Source organism: Candidatus Palauibacter soopunensis, assembly GCF_947581735.1.
Taxonomy (GTDB): Bacteria; Gemmatimonadota; Gemmatimonadetes; order Palauibacterales; family Palauibacteraceae; genus Palauibacter; species Palauibacter soopunensis.
This window is the reverse complement of record NZ_CANPVT010000002.1, coordinates 287,214-304,824: the sequence shown is the minus strand read 5'-3', so window position 1 is coordinate 304,824 and position 17,611 is coordinate 287,214. Positions and strand designations below refer to the sequence as shown.

The following is a 17,611-nucleotide window of genomic DNA, read 5'->3' as shown; positions in this document are numbered from 1 at the left end:
TGCCCCATGCCGGCACGTCCACACGGGCGGGCGCTGGACGCCCTGCGACCCACGACCCTGGAGACGGGAACCGCCCCCTTCGCCGAGGGATCGTGCACGATCACGATGGGGATGACCCGCGTGCTTTGCACGGCCTCGGTCGAGGAGAGCGTTCCCCCGTGGCGCGAAGGCCGGGGCGGCTGGGTGACGGGCGAATACGCCATGCTGCCCCGGGCGACGTCGGAACGAACCCGCCGCGAGCGCCGCGGCGCGAGAGGTCGCACGCAGGAGATCCAGCGCCTCATCGGCCGCTCGCTACGTGCAGCCGTCGACCTGACGGCGCTGGGTGAACGGACCGTGACGGTGGACTGCGACGTCCTCGTCGCCGACGGCGGCACCCGCACGGCCTCCATCACGGGCGCTTGCGTGGCGCTCGAGATGGCCTTCCAGCACCTGGTGGCGGAGGGTGTGCTAAGCGCCAGCCCGCTCCGCCAGTGGGTCGCCGCGATCAGCGCCGGCATGGTGGACGGCGAGCCGAGACTGGATCTGGAGTACGTGGAGGACGCCGCCGCTGACGTCGACTTCAACTTCGTCTACCTCGAGGACGAACGCCTGGTCGAGGTACAGGGAACGGCCGAAGGAGCCCCCTTCACCCGCGCCGAACTCGACGACCTCCTCCGCCTCGGCGCCGCGGGCGCAGCCGGACTGTTCCAACTGCAGAAGGCAACCCCTTAGAGCTTCGGGGCGACTGTCGCGCCGCGCCGGGGGGCCGGGTCAGCGGCGGACAGCGCGGAGGAGGTGGTCGAGGAGGGGGTATTCGCGGTCGAGGTAGGTATTGCCCGCCGCGACGATCCGGGTCTGGTCGCCTCGGCGGAGGCCGCCGCCGGAGTTCTCTCCGTAGCTGGAGTAGAGCGCATCCACGACCTCCATCCCGCTCACGACCTCGCCGAACGGGGCAAATCCCGTCGAGTCGAGCCGCACGTTGTCCACAAGGTTGATATACACCTGGGTGGCGCGGGTTCCGGGGTCGGTGAAGGCGAAGGCGATGCGGCCGCGGGTGTTGGAGGCGACGACGGGATCATCGGGGATGTAGGCGTTCATCCACTCGGCGGTGAGGGCGGGGTCGCCGGCCAGACCCCACTGGACGATGAAGTCGGGGACGACGCGGTGGAAGCGGGCGTCATCGTAGTAGCCGGACTCGACGAGGATGAGGAACCGCTCGGCTCCCAGCGGCGCCCACTCGCGGTGCACGGCGATGACGAACTCCCCCTGGCTCGTCTCGACCGCCACTTCGACCGGGCCGGCTTCCGCCGCGGCTCGGGCAGCGATGGCATCCGCCCCAACGTCGGAGGACGGAACGGGTTCGACGCGCTCGCAGCCGGAGACGAGGATCGTCGCGGCAAGGAGCGGCATGGCGCGGGCGCGGGTCCTCACTCCCGGCCGCCGTCCGCTCCGACGTGGCGCGCCGTCATTCGCCGCTGAGGAACTGCTCGAAGAAGTCGAGCATGTCCAGAAGCATCTGGCGACGGTTCGCCTTCCCGTACACGTAGTAGTTCTCGTTCGGATACGTCTTGTACTGGAAGGGCTTGTAGTAGTTCTCCAGCGCCCGCGCGAAGATCTCGGACTGGTCGGAGCCCGGATAGCGGCCCACGCCGTGCACGAGGAGGACCGGCGTGGAGACGTCGGCGACGTGCGAGATCGACGAACTGTGACTCCACACGTCCTCGCTCGTCTCGAAGGGCCCCAGTTCGTGGTCGAGCAGCTTGATGTGCCGGAGTTCGTTCTCGCCGTGGTAGAAGTGGACCCAGTCCGTGTAGCCCGAGCCCGGGATCGCCGCGCGGAAGGCGTCCGGCGCGAAGGCCACCGCGTACATGCTCATCACGCCGCCGTAGCTCGTCCCCGTGATCCCGATCCGCTCCGGGTCGACCTCCGGGAGCGCCCGCAGGTAGTCGGCGCCCGCGACGACATCCTCGAGGTCGCAGTGCCCCCAGCAGCCGTTGTTCGCGTCGGCGAAATCCTTCCCGTAGCCCGAACTTCCGCGGATGTTGGGCAGCAGCACGACGTACCCGCGCTGGACGAAGAACTGCACATGCTGCTGGAAGGTGTCGTGGAACTGCGACGTGGGACCCCCGTGGATCCACATGACGCCCGGCAGGCCGTCCCCGGACGCGGCTCCCGGCGGCCGGTAGAGATAGGCCGGGATCGAGTACCCGTCCGTGCTCTCGTAGCGGATCTTCTCCGGCGCGACGAGCCGGTCGCCGAAGTTGCCGGCCGGCATGGAGGCGGTGAGCCGTCGGCTGCTCCCGTCCTCCAGCGACACGACGTGGAGGTCGCGCGGTCTCAGCAGATCCTCTTGCAGGTACGCGATCGCCTGGCCATCCGGAGACCACGAGGGGCTCGAAGCGACGCCGCTCTTCGGTGACACGAGCACCCGCGGCTCGCCCCCATCCGCCGATACCACGCGCAGGTCGTGGTGCCCGTTGTGGTTCTCGGTGTAGGCGATCCAGTGTCCATCGGGGGACCACGCGGCGGCGCTCTGGTCGGCCTCGGCCGGGGCGACCGGGCGCGGGTCTCCTCCATCCCGCGGCGCGAGCCAGTAGTTGATCCAGCCGCTCCGGTGCGAGCGGAAGAGGATCGAGCCTCCATCCGGGGACACGCTCGCGTAGCCGAAGGTCGCGCCCGCCCCGTAGTCGAAGAAGTCGCGGTCCTCGATCACCGTGCGCGGGCTGCCGCCCGTGGCGTCGACCTCGATCACGTCGTGGTCCTCCCACGCATCGTCGAGACGGACGTAGAGGATGTGGCGGGAGTCCGGCGTCCAGGTGGGGAAGACGTCGTAGCGCTTGTCCTCGGTGAGGCGGTCCACGCGGCGCGTGGCGACATCCACCTTCCAGATGTCGTAGTTCCCGTACCGGTCGCCAGCGAAGACGATCGAGCGCTCGTCCGGAGACCAGCTCATCGAGTTGATCCGCGCGCCGAGATCCGTGAGCTGTACGTCCGCACCGTCGCGCGCCGACCAGAGCCAGATCTCCGGGGCGCCGCTCTTGTCCGACACGTAGGAGATCCACGTCCCGGCGGGCGACCAGGCCGGCATCTGCGAGCTGAGGAAGTGGCCGGAACTGCCCATGTCCACGGGCACGCGCGTCGGAAAGCCGCCTTCGGGCGACAGGGTCATGAGCCCGCCGGTGAGCCCGGACTCGAACAGGATCGCCGAGCCGTCCGGCGACCAGGCGGGCGCGCCCCCGACGACGGACTCGATGGAGAGGAGCTGGTCGATCGAGAGGGCGCCCTCCTCGCCGCCGTTCTGCGCGTGCAACTCGCTTCCGCCGCTGGCCGCAGCGCCAAGAACGAGGAGGATGCCGGTGATCACCGTCGTATGCGGGTCGCGAGCCATGGGTCGTCCTTTCAGCGCGTCAGTGTGCGGTCTCCCGCGGGTTCGGTCCGCTCGAGGTCGGCTCCTCCGAGGTCGTGCGGCGTAGCGGGTCGCCCTCGAAGCGCCACTCCGACTCGAAGTCCTTCGGCGGCGCCTCGCCGAGCAGGCGCGCGCGCACCATCTCCACCGGCATCCGGCCACCCTTGAGGATCGCGTCGTGGAAGGCGCGGTTCGTCATCTCCCCCGACTGCACGAGCTGTTCGTGCAGGGCCCGGATCTGGAGCCCGCCGATCATGTAGGCGACCTGGTACAGCGGCGAGTAGGAGCCGTTGAAGCTCCGCCGCACCTCCGCCTCCGCGTTGGCCCGTTCGTGCCCCACCCGCTCCACGAGGAAGTCGATCGCCTCCTGCGGGGTCATGCGCTCGAGGTGGAAGGAGAGGGAGAAGATGATCCGGGCCGTGCGGTGCATGCGCCAGAACAGCATCCCGATCCGGTCCTCGGCGGTCGACGGGAAGCCGAGATCCCAGAGCAGCATCTCCCAGTAGAGCGCCCACCCCTCGCCCCAGAACGGCGTGGAGAACGCCCTGCGGTGCGAGTTGAAGCGGCTCGTCATGAACCCCTGCAGGTGGTGCCCCGGAATGAGTTCGTGGTGGACGGTCGCGCGGGAGAAGTGTTCGTTGTTCCCCCGCATGCTCATGAGCTTGTACTCGTGCTCCATGCCGTCCGTGGGGAAGGAGACCTAGATCACCTCCCCGCCGAGGAAGAAAGGGGACACCCTCTGCCGCTCCGGGGACATCATCTCGATGCGCCAGATCTCGTCCGCAAGCGGGGGGACGGTGACGAGGTCGCGCTCGGTGACGAAGGCGAGCGCCTCATCGGCGAGTTCGCGGATCATCTGCGGCTGGTCGCCGGGGTCGCGGTGCAGCGTCTTCACGTACTCCAGCGCCGCCCGCCAGTCGTCGCCGTAGCCGAGTTCGCGCGACGCCTCGATCATGCGCGCCTCGCACCAGGCGTACTCCCGCTCGGCGATCGCGATCAGTTCCTCGGGGCTGTACGGGATCATCTCGTGGCGCAGGTCCGCGGCGAGCCCCTCCGCCCCGATCGGGTCGCCGACGATCGGTTCGTCCTCGCCCGCCCGGTAGCCGATCACGGTCTCGCGGAGGAAGGTCGCGTAGCCGTCCAGCGCGGTCTTCGCGCGGGTGTACGGATCCTCGTTCCACCAGGTGAAGACGGGGTCGTAGTCGGCGTAGTGCTCGTACCAGTCCTCGAGGAGGCGCGTGCGCTCGGCCAGCGCCGTGACCGCCCGCAGCGCGACGATCCGGGACACGTCTTCTCCGCTTTCGAGCCGGGCCTCGACCTCGGCGCGGGCGGCCTCGATCTCGGCCGGAAGTTCCGCGAGACGGGCCGCGGCGGACTCCGACTCCACGGGCTCCCGGCGGCGCCGGCGTTCCTCCAGATCCACGATGAGCGAGGTGAAGGAGATGAACCCGTCCATCTCGGTGGCGAGCCCCGCCTCGCGCGTCAGGAGGTCGAGTTGGTAGCGCAGTTCGTTGAGGAGGAGGACGTAGTCCACGCGCCCCTCGAGGCTCAGCGCCTCGAAGTCGAGCGCGTCGATCTCCCGCTGCCAGCCCGAAAAGAAGTCGCGGAAGCGCGCGTTGCGCTCGGACGAGTAGGAGACGTTCCAGCGGCGACCGAGCGCGGTCCGGTCGGTGCTGTAGCGTTCGACGACGGCCGCGAGTTCGCTCGTCTGCGCGCCGACGAGCGGAGCCAGGTCCTGCGCCGCAGCGGACGTGGCGAAGGGGGCCGACATGGCGGCGAGAACGGCGACGGCGAGGATCGGTCCTCCGGTGAGAACGCGTCCCGCGCTGCGAGCGAGGTTTCGTGGATCGGTCATGGCGTCACCCTCCGCAGGACGAAGTGTCCCGATACGACGTCCATCCGAAGTTCATCGAAGGAGGCCCCGCCGGCGGCGCCTTCGGAATCGCTTCCGCGGATGAAGCTGTAGAGGGTCCGCCCAGCGGCGAACTCGTCGCCGCCCAGCCACGAGAGGGTGGCCGGGTCGCCGCCTCCCGTGGCGATCGTCAGTTGTCCGTCTTCCGCCGCCACGGTCGCTGTGATGCGCTGGCCCCGGGCGGGGCCTTCGTAGCGGCCGGCGTAGGGCGAGGGATCGCCTTCGAAGGGAGTCGCGGCGGGCTCGGCGAGTTCCCCGAGCACGACATCTTCGATCCGGCCCGCGATCCCGCCGGAGGAGGCACCACCGGCCGTGTTGATGAGCACGGCGATGGACAGGTCCTCGGACGGGACGTAGCGGAGGTCGGAGACGTAGCCGAAGATCCCGCCGCCGTGCCCGATCCGCGGGGTCCCGTCCCGATCCGTGACCGAAAGGCCCTTCGCGTAGCGCAGGTCGGTGCCGTCGAGCAGGGGCTCCGGCGTGATCATCAGCCGGTAGCTCTCCGGGCTCAGGATCTCGCCACCCTCGCCGTCTCCGTGGAGGGCCTGATTCCAGGCGACGAGGTCGCGCACCGTGGAGCAGAGCGATCCCGCGGCGTAGGGCCACTGGTGGTCCAGGTACGGGGCGGGGTGCAGCCCGTCGTCCCCCGGCTCGTATCCCTTCGCGCGGTTCGGGGTGAGTTCGTCCTTGTGGCAGTAGCGGGAGTTCTCCATCCCGGCCTCGCCGAAGAGTCGCTCCTCGACGAAGGCTTCGTAGCTCATCCCGCTCGCCGCCTCGATGACGAGTCCGGCGAGGAAGTAGCCCGAGTTGTTGTACGTCATCGCCGTGCCGGGTTCGAACTCGAACGGCTCGGCGGCGAAGAGCGTGACGAGGGTGTCGCGCGGCAGGTCGAGGGGGGCGAGTTCGACCCAGAGGTGCTCCATCTCGGTGTAGCCCTTGATGCCCGACGTGTGGTCGAGGAGTCGGCGGACGGTGACGGTCCGGTCGCCGAGGGGGTAGTCGGGCAGCCACCTCGTGAGCGGGTCGTCGAGGGAGAGCTTCCCTTCCTCCTGCAGGAGGAGGACGGCCGCCGCGGTGAACTGCTTGGTCACGGATCCGACCTCGTAGACGGCGTCCGGCGGCGTGAGCACGCCGAGTTCGAGGTCGGCGTGACCGAACTCCTCGATCAGGAGCGTGTCCGTCCCCCGCACGACCGCGATCGACATGCCGGCGGTGCGGCCCGCCTCGATCGGCGCGGAGGCGATCGCGTGAATCGCGTCGATCTGGTCCGGCGCCAGGGAGGCAGGGGACGAATCGGGGGCGGCGGGGTCCGACGCCGGGTCTGGCCCGGCACAACCGGCGACCCCAAGTGCGAGGACCGCAAATCTCTCCAGTCTCACGTTGAATCTCCTGCATCTCGGTTGAACCAGACCTATCTTCGGACGGCAGCGTAAACGTGTCGATAGCTCGGCGTTCGTGATCCGCGAGGCGCCGGAGAGAGGATTTCGATGGAATCGACGGTGGCACCGGCCTCGGTCTTCGCGGAACGCGAGGGCGCGGCGGAGTCGGCGGACAGCATCCCGTGGTATCTGAGCGCGGTCCTGTTCGCGTCGGCGGCCGTGATCGTGGGCATCACGTGGGACATCTCCTGGCATCGGACGATCGGTCGGGACACGCTCTTCACGCCCGCTCATATTCTGGTCTACGCGGGCGGGCTGGCGGCGGGGCTGTCGTGCGGGTGGCTCGCGCTCAAGACGACGTTCTCCGGGACGGACGGGGAAGTGGGGCGTTCCGTGCGGTTGTGGGGGTTCCGGGCGCCGCTCGGGGCCTGGGTGGCGATCTGGGGCGCGATCGCCATGCTCGCGTCCGCGCCGCTCGACGACTGGTGGCACAACGCGTACGGGCTCGATGTCGAGATCCTGAGCCCGCCCCACGTCGTCCTCGCGCTTGGAATCTACGCGATCCAGGTCGGCGCCCTGCTGATGGCGCTGTCGTGGCACAACCGCGCGTCGGAGACGGGCCGGCGCAAGCTCGCGTGGGCGTACGTGTTCAGCGCCGCGATGCTGATCCTGTCGCTCTCCGTGCTGCTCATGGAGTACACGTTCCCCAACCAGATGCACGGGGCGACGTTCCACCTCATCATGGCGGCGCTCTTCCCCGTCCTTCTCTTCGCCATCGGCCGGGCCGGGCAGATGCGCTGGCCCGCGACGTGCGCGACGCTGCTCTATACGGCGGTTTCGCTGGCGATGATGTGGGTGCTGCCGCTCTTTCCGGCGGAGCCGATGCTGGCGCCGATTCTCCGCCCGGTCACCCACATGGTGGCGCCGGAGTTTCCGCTCCTCCTGTTCGTGCCGGCGATCGCGATCGACCTCCTGCTGCGGCGGCATTCGGCGCCGGGAGAGGCGCCCGACCGGGCCTCGGCCGACTGGCGGATCGCGGCCGTGGGCGGCGTCGCCTTCGTGGGCATCTTCGGCGTAATCCAGTGGTTCTTCGCCGACTTCATGCTCTCGGAGGGGGCGCGGAACTACTTCTTCCAGGGCAACACGTGGGGCTACACGGCCGCGCCGGGCGCCTGGGAGGACGTGTTCTGGCACGGCGGCCAGTTCCTCGGGGGCGAGTTCTCGGCCGCGGGCTTCCTGGCCGCGGCGTGGTGGGCGCTGCCGGTCGCGTTCGTCTCGGCCCGCTCGGGCCTGTGGCTGGGGAACTGGTGGCTGCGCGTCCGCCGGTGAGGTGCAGCCGGTCCGCCCGGCCGATGCGCGGTGGGGCTGTTCGGCTGACGCGGGCGGCGGCGTTCGTCGTCGGGCTGTACGTCGTGGCGACGGGGCATGTCGGGAGCAACAACGTGTTCTTCTCGGGCGAGGCGGGCCCCTACTCCGTGTCCGTCGTCATCCGTCCCCCCGAGGTCATTCCGGGGCTGGCGGAGATCTCCGTCCGCGTGTCGGGGGGCGGGGCGGATCTCGTGACCGTGCGCCCCGTCCGCTGGGACGCGTCCCCGGAAGGCGGGGCACCGCCCCCCGACGAGGCCGTGCCCGTGGCGGGCGACCCCGAACTCTACGCAGCCGAACTGTGGCTCATGACGGTGGGCGCGTACCGGGTCGAGGTCGCGGTGGAGGGGAGCCGCGGGAGCGGCCAGGTCTCCGTTCCGGTGACCTCGGTCATGCTCGGCGTGCGCGACCTGCCGCCGGGGCTCGGGTGGATCCTCGCCGCGCTGGGGCTCCTTCTCGTCGCCGGCGTCGTGTCGATTACGGGGGCCGCGGTGCGCGAGAGCCAGATCCCGGCCGGTGAGGCGGTGGGCTCCCGGCAGCGTCGCCGCGCCCGGCTCGCCATGGCCCTCACCGCCGTGGGGATGGCGGGCCTCGTCTACGTGGGGAACGCGTGGTGGGCAGCCGTCGACCGGGAGGTCCGCAGCGGGATCTTCGAGCGCCTCGCCGTGGAGGGCGCGATCGTGCGCGACGGAGGGACGCCCGCGCTCGAGATCGCGATCACGGATCCCGGCTGGCGGGGCCGGGACTGGAGCCCGCTCGTGCCGGACCACGGCAAGCTCATGCACATGTTCGTGGTCGGCGCGCCGGGCATGGACGCGTTCGCGCACGTGCACCCCGTCCCAGTGGACTCGTCCACCTTCCGCGTCCCGTGGCCGGACCTGCCGCCGGGCGAGTACCGCATCTACGGCGACATCGTGCAGGAGTCCGGCTTCGCGCAGACGGTCGTCGACACGATCACCGTGGACGCGGCGGCGCTCGGGGTTTCGGAGGAGGCAGCGGGCTTGCCGCGCGACCCGGACGACTCGGCATGGACGGGCGTTCCCGTCGCCCTCTCCGGGCCGGGCTCGGAGACGCGACTGGACGACGGTTCGATCCTCGAATGGCAGGGGGATCAGGAACTTCGCGTCGACGAGGAGACGGTTCTCACTTTCAGGCTCTGGGATCCGGACGAGAAGCCGGCCGAGCTGGAGCCCTACATGGGAATGCTCAGCCACGCCGCGCTCACGCGGGACGACGGGGCCGTGTTCGTGCACCTGCATCCCGCGGGCACGATCTCGATGGGGTCGCTTTCGGTGCTCGCGCCTGACGGGTCGCCGATGGCGGGCGGCGGGACGGATGCTCCCGCCGGCGTGGTCGAGTTTCCGTTCGCGTTCCCGCAGCCGGGCGAGTACACGATCTGGGTGCAGGTGAAACGCGAGGGCCGTGTCCTCACGGGGGCGTTCCAGGCGACGGTCCTGGAGTGACCGCTGGGGTGAGCGTCGGGTGAAGGGACGGATCGCGATGTGCTTCAGCGGCGGCAAGGACAGCGCCCTGGCCCTGCACGCGCTCCGGCAGTCCGGGACCTACACCGTCGAGACCCTGATCACGACCGTGACCGACGCCTACGACCGGGTGAGCATGCACGGCGTGCGACGCGCGCTCGTGCGCGACCAGGCGGCGGCCATGGGCGTCCCGCTGGTGGAGGTCGTCGTCCCCCCGCAGTCCTCCAACGAGATCTACGAACGCGCCATGGGAGAGGCGTTCGACCGCGTCTACGAGGACGGAATCCGTCGCGTGGCGTTCGGAGACATCTTCCTGGAGGACCTTCGCGAATACCGCGAACGGCAACTCGCAGCCTCCGGGCTGGAATGTCTGTTCCCGATCTGGAAGCAACCCACCGCCGCGCTCGCGCGTTCCTTCATCCGGGATGGGTTCGAGGCCGTCGCGGTGTGCATCAACCCGGCGGTGCTGGACGCCTCCTTCGCGGGCCGCGCCTTCGACGCGTCGTTCGTCGCCGACCTTCCGGAGGACGTGGATCCATGCGGAGAGAACGGAGAGTTCCATACCTTCGTGTGGGACGGCCCGATCCTGCCCCGACCGATCCCGGTCGCGCGCGGTGAGGTGGTCGAACGGGACGGCTTCGTCTTCTGCGACCTGCTCGCGGCGGACGCGTGACCCACTTGGCGTCCCGGGTGTAGGAGTACCACGAGCGACGGACGAGTCGGTCCGGAGCGTGAGATAGAGAGGGTTCGCTGATGTTCAGAGTTTTCGGCCTCATGCTGGGCCTGACGTTTCTCCTGGTGTTCGCCGGCCAGATGCTGTTCGGGCAGCAGGGCGCCGTTCTGTTCCTGGTGCTGTCGGCGGCCATGAACTTCGGGATGTACTGGTTCAGCGACCGGGTGGTGCTGCGCATGTACCGGGCGCAGGTCGTGGACCGGGCGCAGGCGCCGGACCTCTACGACCGGGTGGAGCGGCTACGGAAGCGGGCGGGCCTGCCCGCGCCGGTCGTGGCCGTCTCGCCGCAGCCGCAGCCGAACGCGTTCGCCACGGGCCGCAATCCGGAGCACGCCGTGGTCTGCTTCACGCAGGGGATCCTGCGTGCGCTGCCGGCCCGGGAACTGGACGGCGTGATCGCACACGAACTCGCTCACATCAAGCACCGGCACATGCTCGTGGGCACGGTCGCGGCGACGATGGCCGGCGCCATCGCGATGATCGCCTCGATCGCCCGCTGGGGCTTCATCTTCGGCGGGGGCCGCGACGACGGCGACAACCCGCTCGGCATGCTGGTCATGGCCATCGTCGCCCCGCTCGCCGCCGTCATCATCCAGATGGCGATCAGCCGCCGCAACGAGTTTCAGGCCGACCGCACCGGGGGCGAGATCACGGGCGACCCCATGGGTCTGGCCGGCGCGCTGAAGCGCCTCGAGTCCGGTGCCCGTCGCATCCCGATGAACGTGAACCCGGCCGGCGCCTCGCTCGCGATCGTGAACCCCTTCGCGGGACGACGCCGGGGTCTCACATCCCTCTTCACCACCCACCCGCCAACAGAGGAGCGGGTCGCCGCCCTGAGAGCCCAGGCCGGCCGGACGTAGACGGCGGCAGCGCGGCGCCAAGCGGGGCCGGGTTTCGTCCCGGCGCGGGGTCGCTGCGGGTGCTTCAGGGCAACTTCCAGGGCAAGCGTTCGTTTTCGGCGAAAAGGACCACGCGGCAGTGCACCATGTCGTCGCCCTGGAAACGGGCGTAGGCCTCGAACGGGCGGTTCTCGATGACGTGCGGCAGCCAGTGGCGGTCGTCTTCCCACATCCGGTCGTACGGGATGTCGTCGACGGGCGTCCACATGGGGGTGGCCTCGCTCGTCTCGACCGGCTTTCCCACGAGGGCGTCCGCCCGGAACACGTGGATCAGGATCGACATGCCGCTCAGCACCTCGAACGCCACCTCGCCGACCTTTCGCGGCGCCACGGGCCGCGCGCGCAGCTCCTCCTCAAATTCCCGCATCGCGGCCTCCAGCGTGCTCTCGCCGGGTTCGACCTTGCCCCCGGCCCCGTTCAGCTTGCCGGCGCCGAGGCCGCGCTTCTTGTGGATGAGGAGGATCTCGTCTCCCCGCACGATGAAGAGAAGGGTCGCGTGGAGGTCCGGCTCCCAACCCTCCGGGATGGGGCGCTCCGTCGCGAGGGGTCGAGCTTGCATCTGCTGTCCTTTCACGGCGAGGCCGCACCGCATCGGCTGGAGCGCGTCATGGCGTGCGGGCGGCGGCGCGGTCGAAGACGACTTCGCCGTTGAAGACCGTCATCTCGCACGACATGTCCCGCAGCTCGATCGTCGGGACGGTGAGCGGGTTGCGGTCCCAGACCGCGAGATCCGCGTACTTGCCGGGTGCGATCGTTCCGACCTTCTCCTCGAGGAACATCTGGTGCGCGGCCCAGGTCGTGAACGAGCGCAGCGCCGTCTCGACGTCGACGGATTCGGCCGTGCCGTAGGGGTCGCTCCCGTAGACGCCGAGCAGCGGCTGGCGGGCGACGGAGGCCCAGACGCCGTAGCGCGCCGGGTAGGGAGTGACGAAAAAGTCGGAGCCGCTGGCCCAGATCATGCCCCGGTCCCGATAGGAGCGGAACGGGTTCAGCCGCAGGGTTCGCTCGGGTCCGAAGTTCCCGGCGTAGGTGTCACCGATCCACCACGTGAAGGTGGGGGACGGCTCCGGGTAGCCGGCCTGCCATTCGCGCTGGAGTTCGGCCATCGCGTCCAGGGCCCGGTCCGTGGGGATGTTCGAGTGGATGATCCCGTGCCGGAGCCCGCGGGTCGGCGTGGCCTCGAGCGCCTCGACGAAGCTGTCGACGGTCCAGTCGATCGCGCGGTCGCCGATGGAGTGGATCGAGACGTGGAGCCCGGCGTCGTGATAGGCCCGGAACCGCCGACGCAGTTCATCCGGGTCCATCGTCGGATATCCGCGGTTGCCCGCGTCGGTCCCCGTGCGCTCCCGGTTCCAGTCCTCGTACAGCCAGGCAGTGCGGGCGCCGCCGCTCCCGTCGATGTACAGCTTGACGCCGCCGGGGATGAGCCGGTCGTCCCCGGTCGACTCGTAGGGCCGCGTGAAGGCCGCGAGGCTGTCGGCGTAGGCGCGAACCTCGGCCAGCGTCCCGTCGCGGCCGTCCCACAGGGCGAAGATGCGGACCGTGAGGTCGCCGTCGGCGAGGACATCGCGGTAGGCCTCCCAGGTGCGGCGGCCGATCCCGGGATCCTTGCCGCCCGTCATGCACTCGGCGTTGAAGGCGTCGGCGAGCGCGCGGATGCCTTCGCGCCGCTCGTCGGGCCCGAGCGGCGGGATGAGGCGGGTCACGAGACCCATGGCGGACTCCTTGAGGACTCCGGTGGGCTGCCCGGCGGCATCGCGGTCGATCGTGCCGCCAGGCGGATCGGGGGTATCCGCCGTGATGCCGGCCATGTCGAGGGCGAGCGAGTTGGCCACGCCGTAGTGGCCCATCGTGTGCGCCAGCCACACGGGCTGCCCCGCGGCGACGGCGTCGAGGTCGGAGGCGTATATGTAGCGCAACTCCTCGAGCTTCCCCTCGTCCCAGCCGCCGCCGCGCACCCACTCGCCCTCCGCAAGCCGCCCGGCCTGCTCCGCGACCATGCCCTGCACGTCCGCGATGTTCTCCACGTTCGGATAGCTGAGGTCGAGCCGGTACAGCCGGTTCGCGCCGCCGTTCGCGAAGTGGACGTGCGCGTCCATGAGGCCCGGCGTCACCGCGCGTCCGTCAAGGTCGATGCGGCGGGTCTGCGGGCCCGCGAGCGCCTCGACCTCCCCCGTCGAACCGACGGCCACGACACGTTCGTCGCGCACGGCGACGGCTTCGGCGACGCGGCTCTCCGCGTCGAGCGTGATCACGGGTCCGCCCACGAGAATCAGGTCGGCCGGGTCGGCCGGCGGCGACTCTCCGCAGGCGGCGAGAACGGCGCCCGCCAACACGAGGGCGGATGGATTCGATCGGTTCATCATCGGGCCATACAGTAGGGACGAAGCGAGGGCTGCATTGCGAAGAGCGCGCCGAGCAGCAGGAGCGGCATCGACCATGCGGTCGCGACGACGGGCCCGAACGCGTCCGCGAACCCACCCACGACGGGAATCGCCAGCGTCCCGACGGCCCATGCGAGCCCCATGACGATGCCCGAACTCACGGCCGTCCCCGAGGGCAGGATCTCCTGCGCCACCACGACGATCGGAGGCAGCAGCGCCATGTTCAGGAAGCCCGCGCACACGGCCATCGCGATCGCGGCCGGGCTGGCCGGCGCCAGCGTGAAGGCCAGGATGTGCGTGGGCACGGCGAGCACGCTGATCGCGGCCAGGAGGTGCTGCCGGTTGAGCCGGTCGGTGAGGTAGCCGGAGGCGAGCGTCCCCAGGCCCTGGGCGCCCAGGTAGATGCTCAGCACCACGGCCCCCGCCGTCTCGCTCTCGCCCGCGCGGTGGGCGATGATCGGGATGAACGTGAGGACCGCTTTCTGGGCGAAGGAGCCGACGACGGAGATTCCGAACACGAGACCGAGCGGCCCCTTGAGTTTGCGGAGCACCTCCAGTGGGGGAGGCGGCGGGGTCCCCGGCCCCACCCGGGTCCGACCCTTCGCACCGAACCAGAGGGCGATCCCGAGCACGACCCCCGGAATCATCGCGACCCACAGGCCGGCCAGACCCAACCAGCTCACGATGGCGACCGCGCTGATCGGCCCCAGCGCGAAGCCCGCCGCCCCACCGAAGGAGAAGACGGACATGCGCACGCCGCTTCCCCGACCCTCCCCGGCGCGCGCGACGAGCGACGCCCCCGGCGGGTGAAAGGCGGCCGACCCCAGTCCGCCCACCGTGAGGAGGAGAAGGAGGACGAAGAAGCTGGGCGCCAGCCCCAGCAGCGAGATGAACACGGCCCCCACGATCGGCCCCGCAGCGAGGAAGGCGCGCCTCCCGAACCGGTCGGCCAGGTAGCCGAAGGCCGGCTGCGGGAGCGCGGTCGAGATGGAGAGCACGGTCGACAGCGTCGCGGCCAGCGTGATCGAGAGGCCGAGGTTGTCCATGATCCGCGGCAGCAGCGGCGGCAGGAACGCCGTATACGCATCCACCGTCGTGTGCGAGACGACGATGAGCGCCACGACCACTGCGGGGCGCGGCGATGTGCGTCCCGAGAGGCCCGACGGGGGATTGGCGAGCGCCGCGCTCGGTTCGTGCAGTGTCGAACTCCGATCCGGTTCGGATGGCAGCCGCGTGGTGACCGCTCACAGTAACAGGATCGAGTCCGTCGTGGAGGAACCCGCGCGCATCTATGTTGAGTGTCGGGTCGACCGCGATTCGCGCGACCCGAGGCGATACGCAGGGAACGCGAGGTGCATCGATGGTTCGGAGACGGCGGATGCGGCGACGATGGATCTTTCTGGCCCTCGGAGTGGGCGGCCCGGCCGTGACCCTTGCCGGCTGCGAGGGAATCGTGATGGACCTCGTCGATCTCGTAGACGAGAACGCGACCTACGTGATCACGGGCGGGCGCTGGCTCGACGTGCATGCCGGAACCCTCGTCGAAAACGCCGGAATCACCATCCGCGACGGAAGGATCGTCTCCATCGGCGGATCGGCGGATACGGACCCGGTCACGGTGACGATCGACCTCGACCGGGAAGCGACGATCCTTCCGGGGTTCTTCGACCTCCACGCCCACTACGCGGTGGACCTGTTCGGCGATGGCCGCGTCGATGAGACGGCCGCCTATCCCGAACTCTTCCTCGCCAACGGCGTGACGACGACGTTCCCGGCCGGCGAGATGGATCCGGTCCGCATGCGGGAGCTGCGGCTCGCCATCGACCGGGGCGAGCGCAGGGGTCCCCGGATCCTCAACTCCGGCCCCTACTTCGGATCATGGCGGCGGGGCTGGGACGACGACGCCATGACACCCGACTCGATCCGGCGGGAAGTGGACCACTGGGCGTCGCTCGGCGCGGCCGGCTTCAAGGCCAAGGGAATCCGGCCCGACCACCTCTCCGTGCTCATCGAACAGGCGCACGAGCACGGACTTACGGTGACCGCCCACCTCGACTCGGGTTTCGGGAACACGGTGAACCCCCGCGACGCGATTCTCATGGGCATCGACCGCGTCGAGCACTTCCTGGGCGGCGACATGATGCCGGCCGACCGCACGGCCTACGCCTCGCTGCAGGAGTTCGACGATTTCGAGGGGGACGCGCTCCGCGACATCATCGATCTCTATGTCGGCCACGGCGCGTACTTCGACGCCACGCTCTCCATCTACGGCTACTGGGGGCCGCACGACCCGGAGATGACGGAGTACTGGACGGACGAACACCGCTTCCTGACGCCGTACATGCGGGAGATCGTCGAAGCCCGTCCGCCCCGCCCCGTGAACGAGTCGTTCGCGAAGATGTCGCCGATCAAGCGCCGGACGCTCAAGGCGTTCCATGACGGCGGCGGGCGCGACCTCATCACGCTCGGCACGGATCACCCGAGCTGGGGAGACTACTGGTCGCCGTTCGCCGTACACCGCGAACTCCTCGCGTTCGCGCGCGCCGGGGTCCCGCCCGCGGACGTGTTCCGCATCGCGACCCTCAATTCGGCCCGCGCGATGGGCGTGGACGACGAACTCGGCAGCATCGAGGAAGGGAAGTTCGCGGATCTTGTGATCGTGCGGGGGAACCCGCTGGAGGATGTCCGGGCCGCCCGCGAGGTGTGGTTCGTCTTCGCGCGGGGACGGCTTCATTCGCCGGACGAGCTGCTTGCGATGGCGGAAGGAAGTATCGGGCCGGCGGATGCGTCGGAGGAATCCGCGTGGAGGCCCGGCCGCTGAGCCTGCCGCCATGGTGGATGTCTTGCTCCGATGGCTAATCAGACCCGAGCTTGCGACACACCATCCACCCGAGGCGAGGTCTGACATGAGCCAGCGAAACCCGATTCCACGACGACAGGTGCTGATCCGGGGCGGCGCGGCGGCCGCCGGGCTTGCGGTCCTTCCGACGGACATCTTCCGTGGCTGGCTCGCCGGATTCGATCAGGAGGCCGTGATCCCATGGGTTCAGCGTCCGCACCCGGGGCTGACGGAGCGGATGAACATCCTGAACTGGGAAGAGCTGGATTCCTGGATCACGCCGGTCAGTCAGATGTTCCGCGTGGGGCACTACGGGTTGCCGGTCGTCGCGGAGAGCGACTGGAGCCTCGAGGTCGGGGGACTCGTCGACCGGCCGCGGACGTTCGGCCTCGCCGAGTTGAGGGCGCGGCCCCGTCAGGAGGTCGTGTTCACGCTGGAGTGCTCGGGAAACCGCGGCCGCCCCTCGTTCATCGGCGGCGTCCACAACGCGCGCTGGGCGGGGACCTCGCTTGCGGCGCTGCTGACCGAGGCCGGCGTTCAGGAGACGGGGATCGAGGTCGTCTTCTTCGGGGCGGACGAGGGCGAGGAGGAGATCCGGGGCAACACGGTGACGCAGAACTTCGCGCGCAGTTTGTCGCTCGAAGACGCGATGGACCCCGGCATCATCCTCGCGTACGACGTGAACGGCGAGCCGCTGCCGACCGCGCACGGGTTCCCGCTGCGCGTCATCGCCCCCGGCTGGTACGGGATCGCGAACGTGAAGTGGCTGACCCGGATCGAACTCCGCGACCGCCGCTTCATGGGCAAGTTCATGGCCCGCGACTACGTGACGCTGCGGGCGGAGGAACGCGACGGCGAGACCGTGTGGACGGAGACCTCGGTGGGGCGCGTGAACATCAACTCCGTCCCCGCGAAGGTCACGCGGAGCGGCGATGCGTACGCGATTCACGGGGCGGCGTGGGGCGCGGACATCGCCACCGTCGAAGTCCGCGTGGATGAGGGGCCGTGGGAGCCGGCGACGCTGGGCGAAGGCCGGGGCGACCCGCACACGTGGACATTCTGGCGCACGGAATGGGACGCGACGCCGGGGCGGCATGCGATCGTCTCGAGGGCGATCGACGCGGACGGCAACGTCCAGCCGGCGGCGGACGACCCGATGCTCGTGAACAAGAGGACATACTGGGAGAGCAACGGACAGCTCACCCGGGACATCGTGATCGACTGACAGCCC

Annotated in this window: 13 protein-coding genes and 1 pseudogene; 7 read left to right on the top strand and 7 right to left on the bottom strand. The window is 69.8% G+C overall.

Features of this window, described 5'->3' with window-relative positions; genetic code table 11:
* The first annotated feature begins 6 nt into the window (after positions 1-6).
* A complete protein-coding gene (gene rph / locus RN901_RS01615) occupies positions 7-714 on the top strand; it encodes a ribonuclease PH (protein WP_310755128.1) in 708 nt (235 codons plus the stop codon).
* Positions 715-753: 39 nt separating this feature from the next.
* Here the strand turns inward: rph and RN901_RS01610 are convergent, their stop codons facing one another.
* From RN901_RS01610 to RN901_RS01595, 4 genes and pseudogenes are all read right to left on the bottom strand, one after another.
* Complete coding sequence (locus RN901_RS01610; RefSeq protein WP_310755126.1) at positions 754-1,413, bottom strand: peptidylprolyl isomerase; 660 nt, start codon at positions 1,411-1,413, stop codon at positions 754-756.
* A gap of 34 nt (positions 1,414-1,447) precedes the next feature.
* Positions 1,448-3,370 (bottom strand): S9 family peptidase, encoded by a 1,923-nt coding sequence (locus tag RN901_RS01605; RefSeq protein WP_310755124.1) that lies wholly within the window; start codon positions 3,368-3,370, stop codon positions 1,448-1,450.
* Between the two features lie 19 nt (positions 3,371-3,389).
* Positions 3,390-5,159 (bottom strand): annotated as a pseudogene (locus RN901_RS01600) (DUF885 domain-containing protein).
* A gap of 80 nt (positions 5,160-5,239) precedes the next feature.
* Positions 5,240-6,679, bottom strand: coding sequence for a serine hydrolase domain-containing protein (locus RN901_RS01595; protein WP_310755122.1), 1,440 nt, complete (start codon positions 6,677-6,679; stop codon positions 5,240-5,242).
* A 108-nt stretch (positions 6,680-6,787) separates the two neighbouring features.
* On the opposite strand from RN901_RS01595, the gene RN901_RS01590 reads away from it, so the two are divergent.
* From RN901_RS01590 to RN901_RS01575, 4 genes are all read left to right on the top strand, one after another.
* On the top strand, positions 6,788-8,008 hold the full coding sequence (locus RN901_RS01590; protein ID WP_310755120.1) for a hypothetical protein: 1,221 nt from the start codon (positions 6,788-6,790) through the stop codon (positions 8,006-8,008).
* Between the two features lie 23 nt (positions 8,009-8,031).
* A complete protein-coding gene (locus RN901_RS01585; protein ID WP_310755118.1) occupies positions 8,032-9,507 on the top strand; it encodes a hypothetical protein in 1,476 nt (491 codons plus the stop codon).
* Positions 9,508-9,526: 19 nt separating this feature from the next.
* Positions 9,527-10,198: a hypothetical protein gene (locus RN901_RS01580; RefSeq protein ID WP_310755116.1), complete on the top strand. Its 672-nt coding sequence runs from the start codon at positions 9,527-9,529 to the stop codon at positions 10,196-10,198.
* Between the two features lie 80 nt (positions 10,199-10,278).
* Positions 10,279-11,118 (top strand): zinc metalloprotease HtpX, encoded by an 840-nt coding sequence (locus RN901_RS01575; protein WP_310755114.1) that lies wholly within the window; start codon positions 10,279-10,281, stop codon positions 11,116-11,118.
* Positions 11,119-11,182: 64 nt separating this feature from the next.
* Here the strand turns inward: RN901_RS01575 and RN901_RS01570 are convergent, their stop codons facing one another.
* The 3 genes from RN901_RS01570 to RN901_RS01560 are packed head-to-tail and all read right to left on the bottom strand — an operon-like array spanning position 11,183 to position 14,662.
* Entirely contained in the window at positions 11,183-11,716 is a 534-nt protein-coding gene (locus RN901_RS01570; RefSeq protein ID WP_310755112.1) for an 8-oxo-dGTP diphosphatase, read from the bottom strand.
* Positions 11,717-11,762: 46 nt separating this feature from the next.
* Positions 11,763-13,523 carry an amidohydrolase gene (locus RN901_RS01565; RefSeq protein ID WP_310755110.1) on the bottom strand — a complete coding sequence of 587 codons (1,761 nt, stop codon included), beginning with the start codon at positions 13,521-13,523 and terminating at the stop codon, positions 11,763-11,765.
* Positions 13,520-14,662, bottom strand: coding sequence for an MFS transporter (locus tag RN901_RS01560; RefSeq protein ID WP_310755108.1), 1,143 nt, complete (start codon positions 14,660-14,662; stop codon positions 13,520-13,522). The genes RN901_RS01565 and RN901_RS01560 overlap by 4 nt, the downstream gene beginning before the upstream one ends.
* Before the next feature lie 257 nt (positions 14,663-14,919).
* Here RN901_RS01560 and RN901_RS01555 point away from each other — a divergent pair, with 257 nt between their 5' ends.
* Complete coding sequence (locus RN901_RS01555) at positions 14,920-16,362, top strand: amidohydrolase family protein (RefSeq protein WP_310755106.1); 1,443 nt, start codon at positions 14,920-14,922, stop codon at positions 16,360-16,362.
* Positions 16,363-16,447: 85 nt separating this feature from the next.
* Positions 16,448-17,605 (top strand): sulfite oxidase, encoded by a 1,158-nt coding sequence (locus tag RN901_RS01550; protein ID WP_310755104.1) that lies wholly within the window; start codon positions 16,448-16,450, stop codon positions 17,603-17,605.
* Positions 17,606-17,611: the final 6 nt, after the last annotated feature.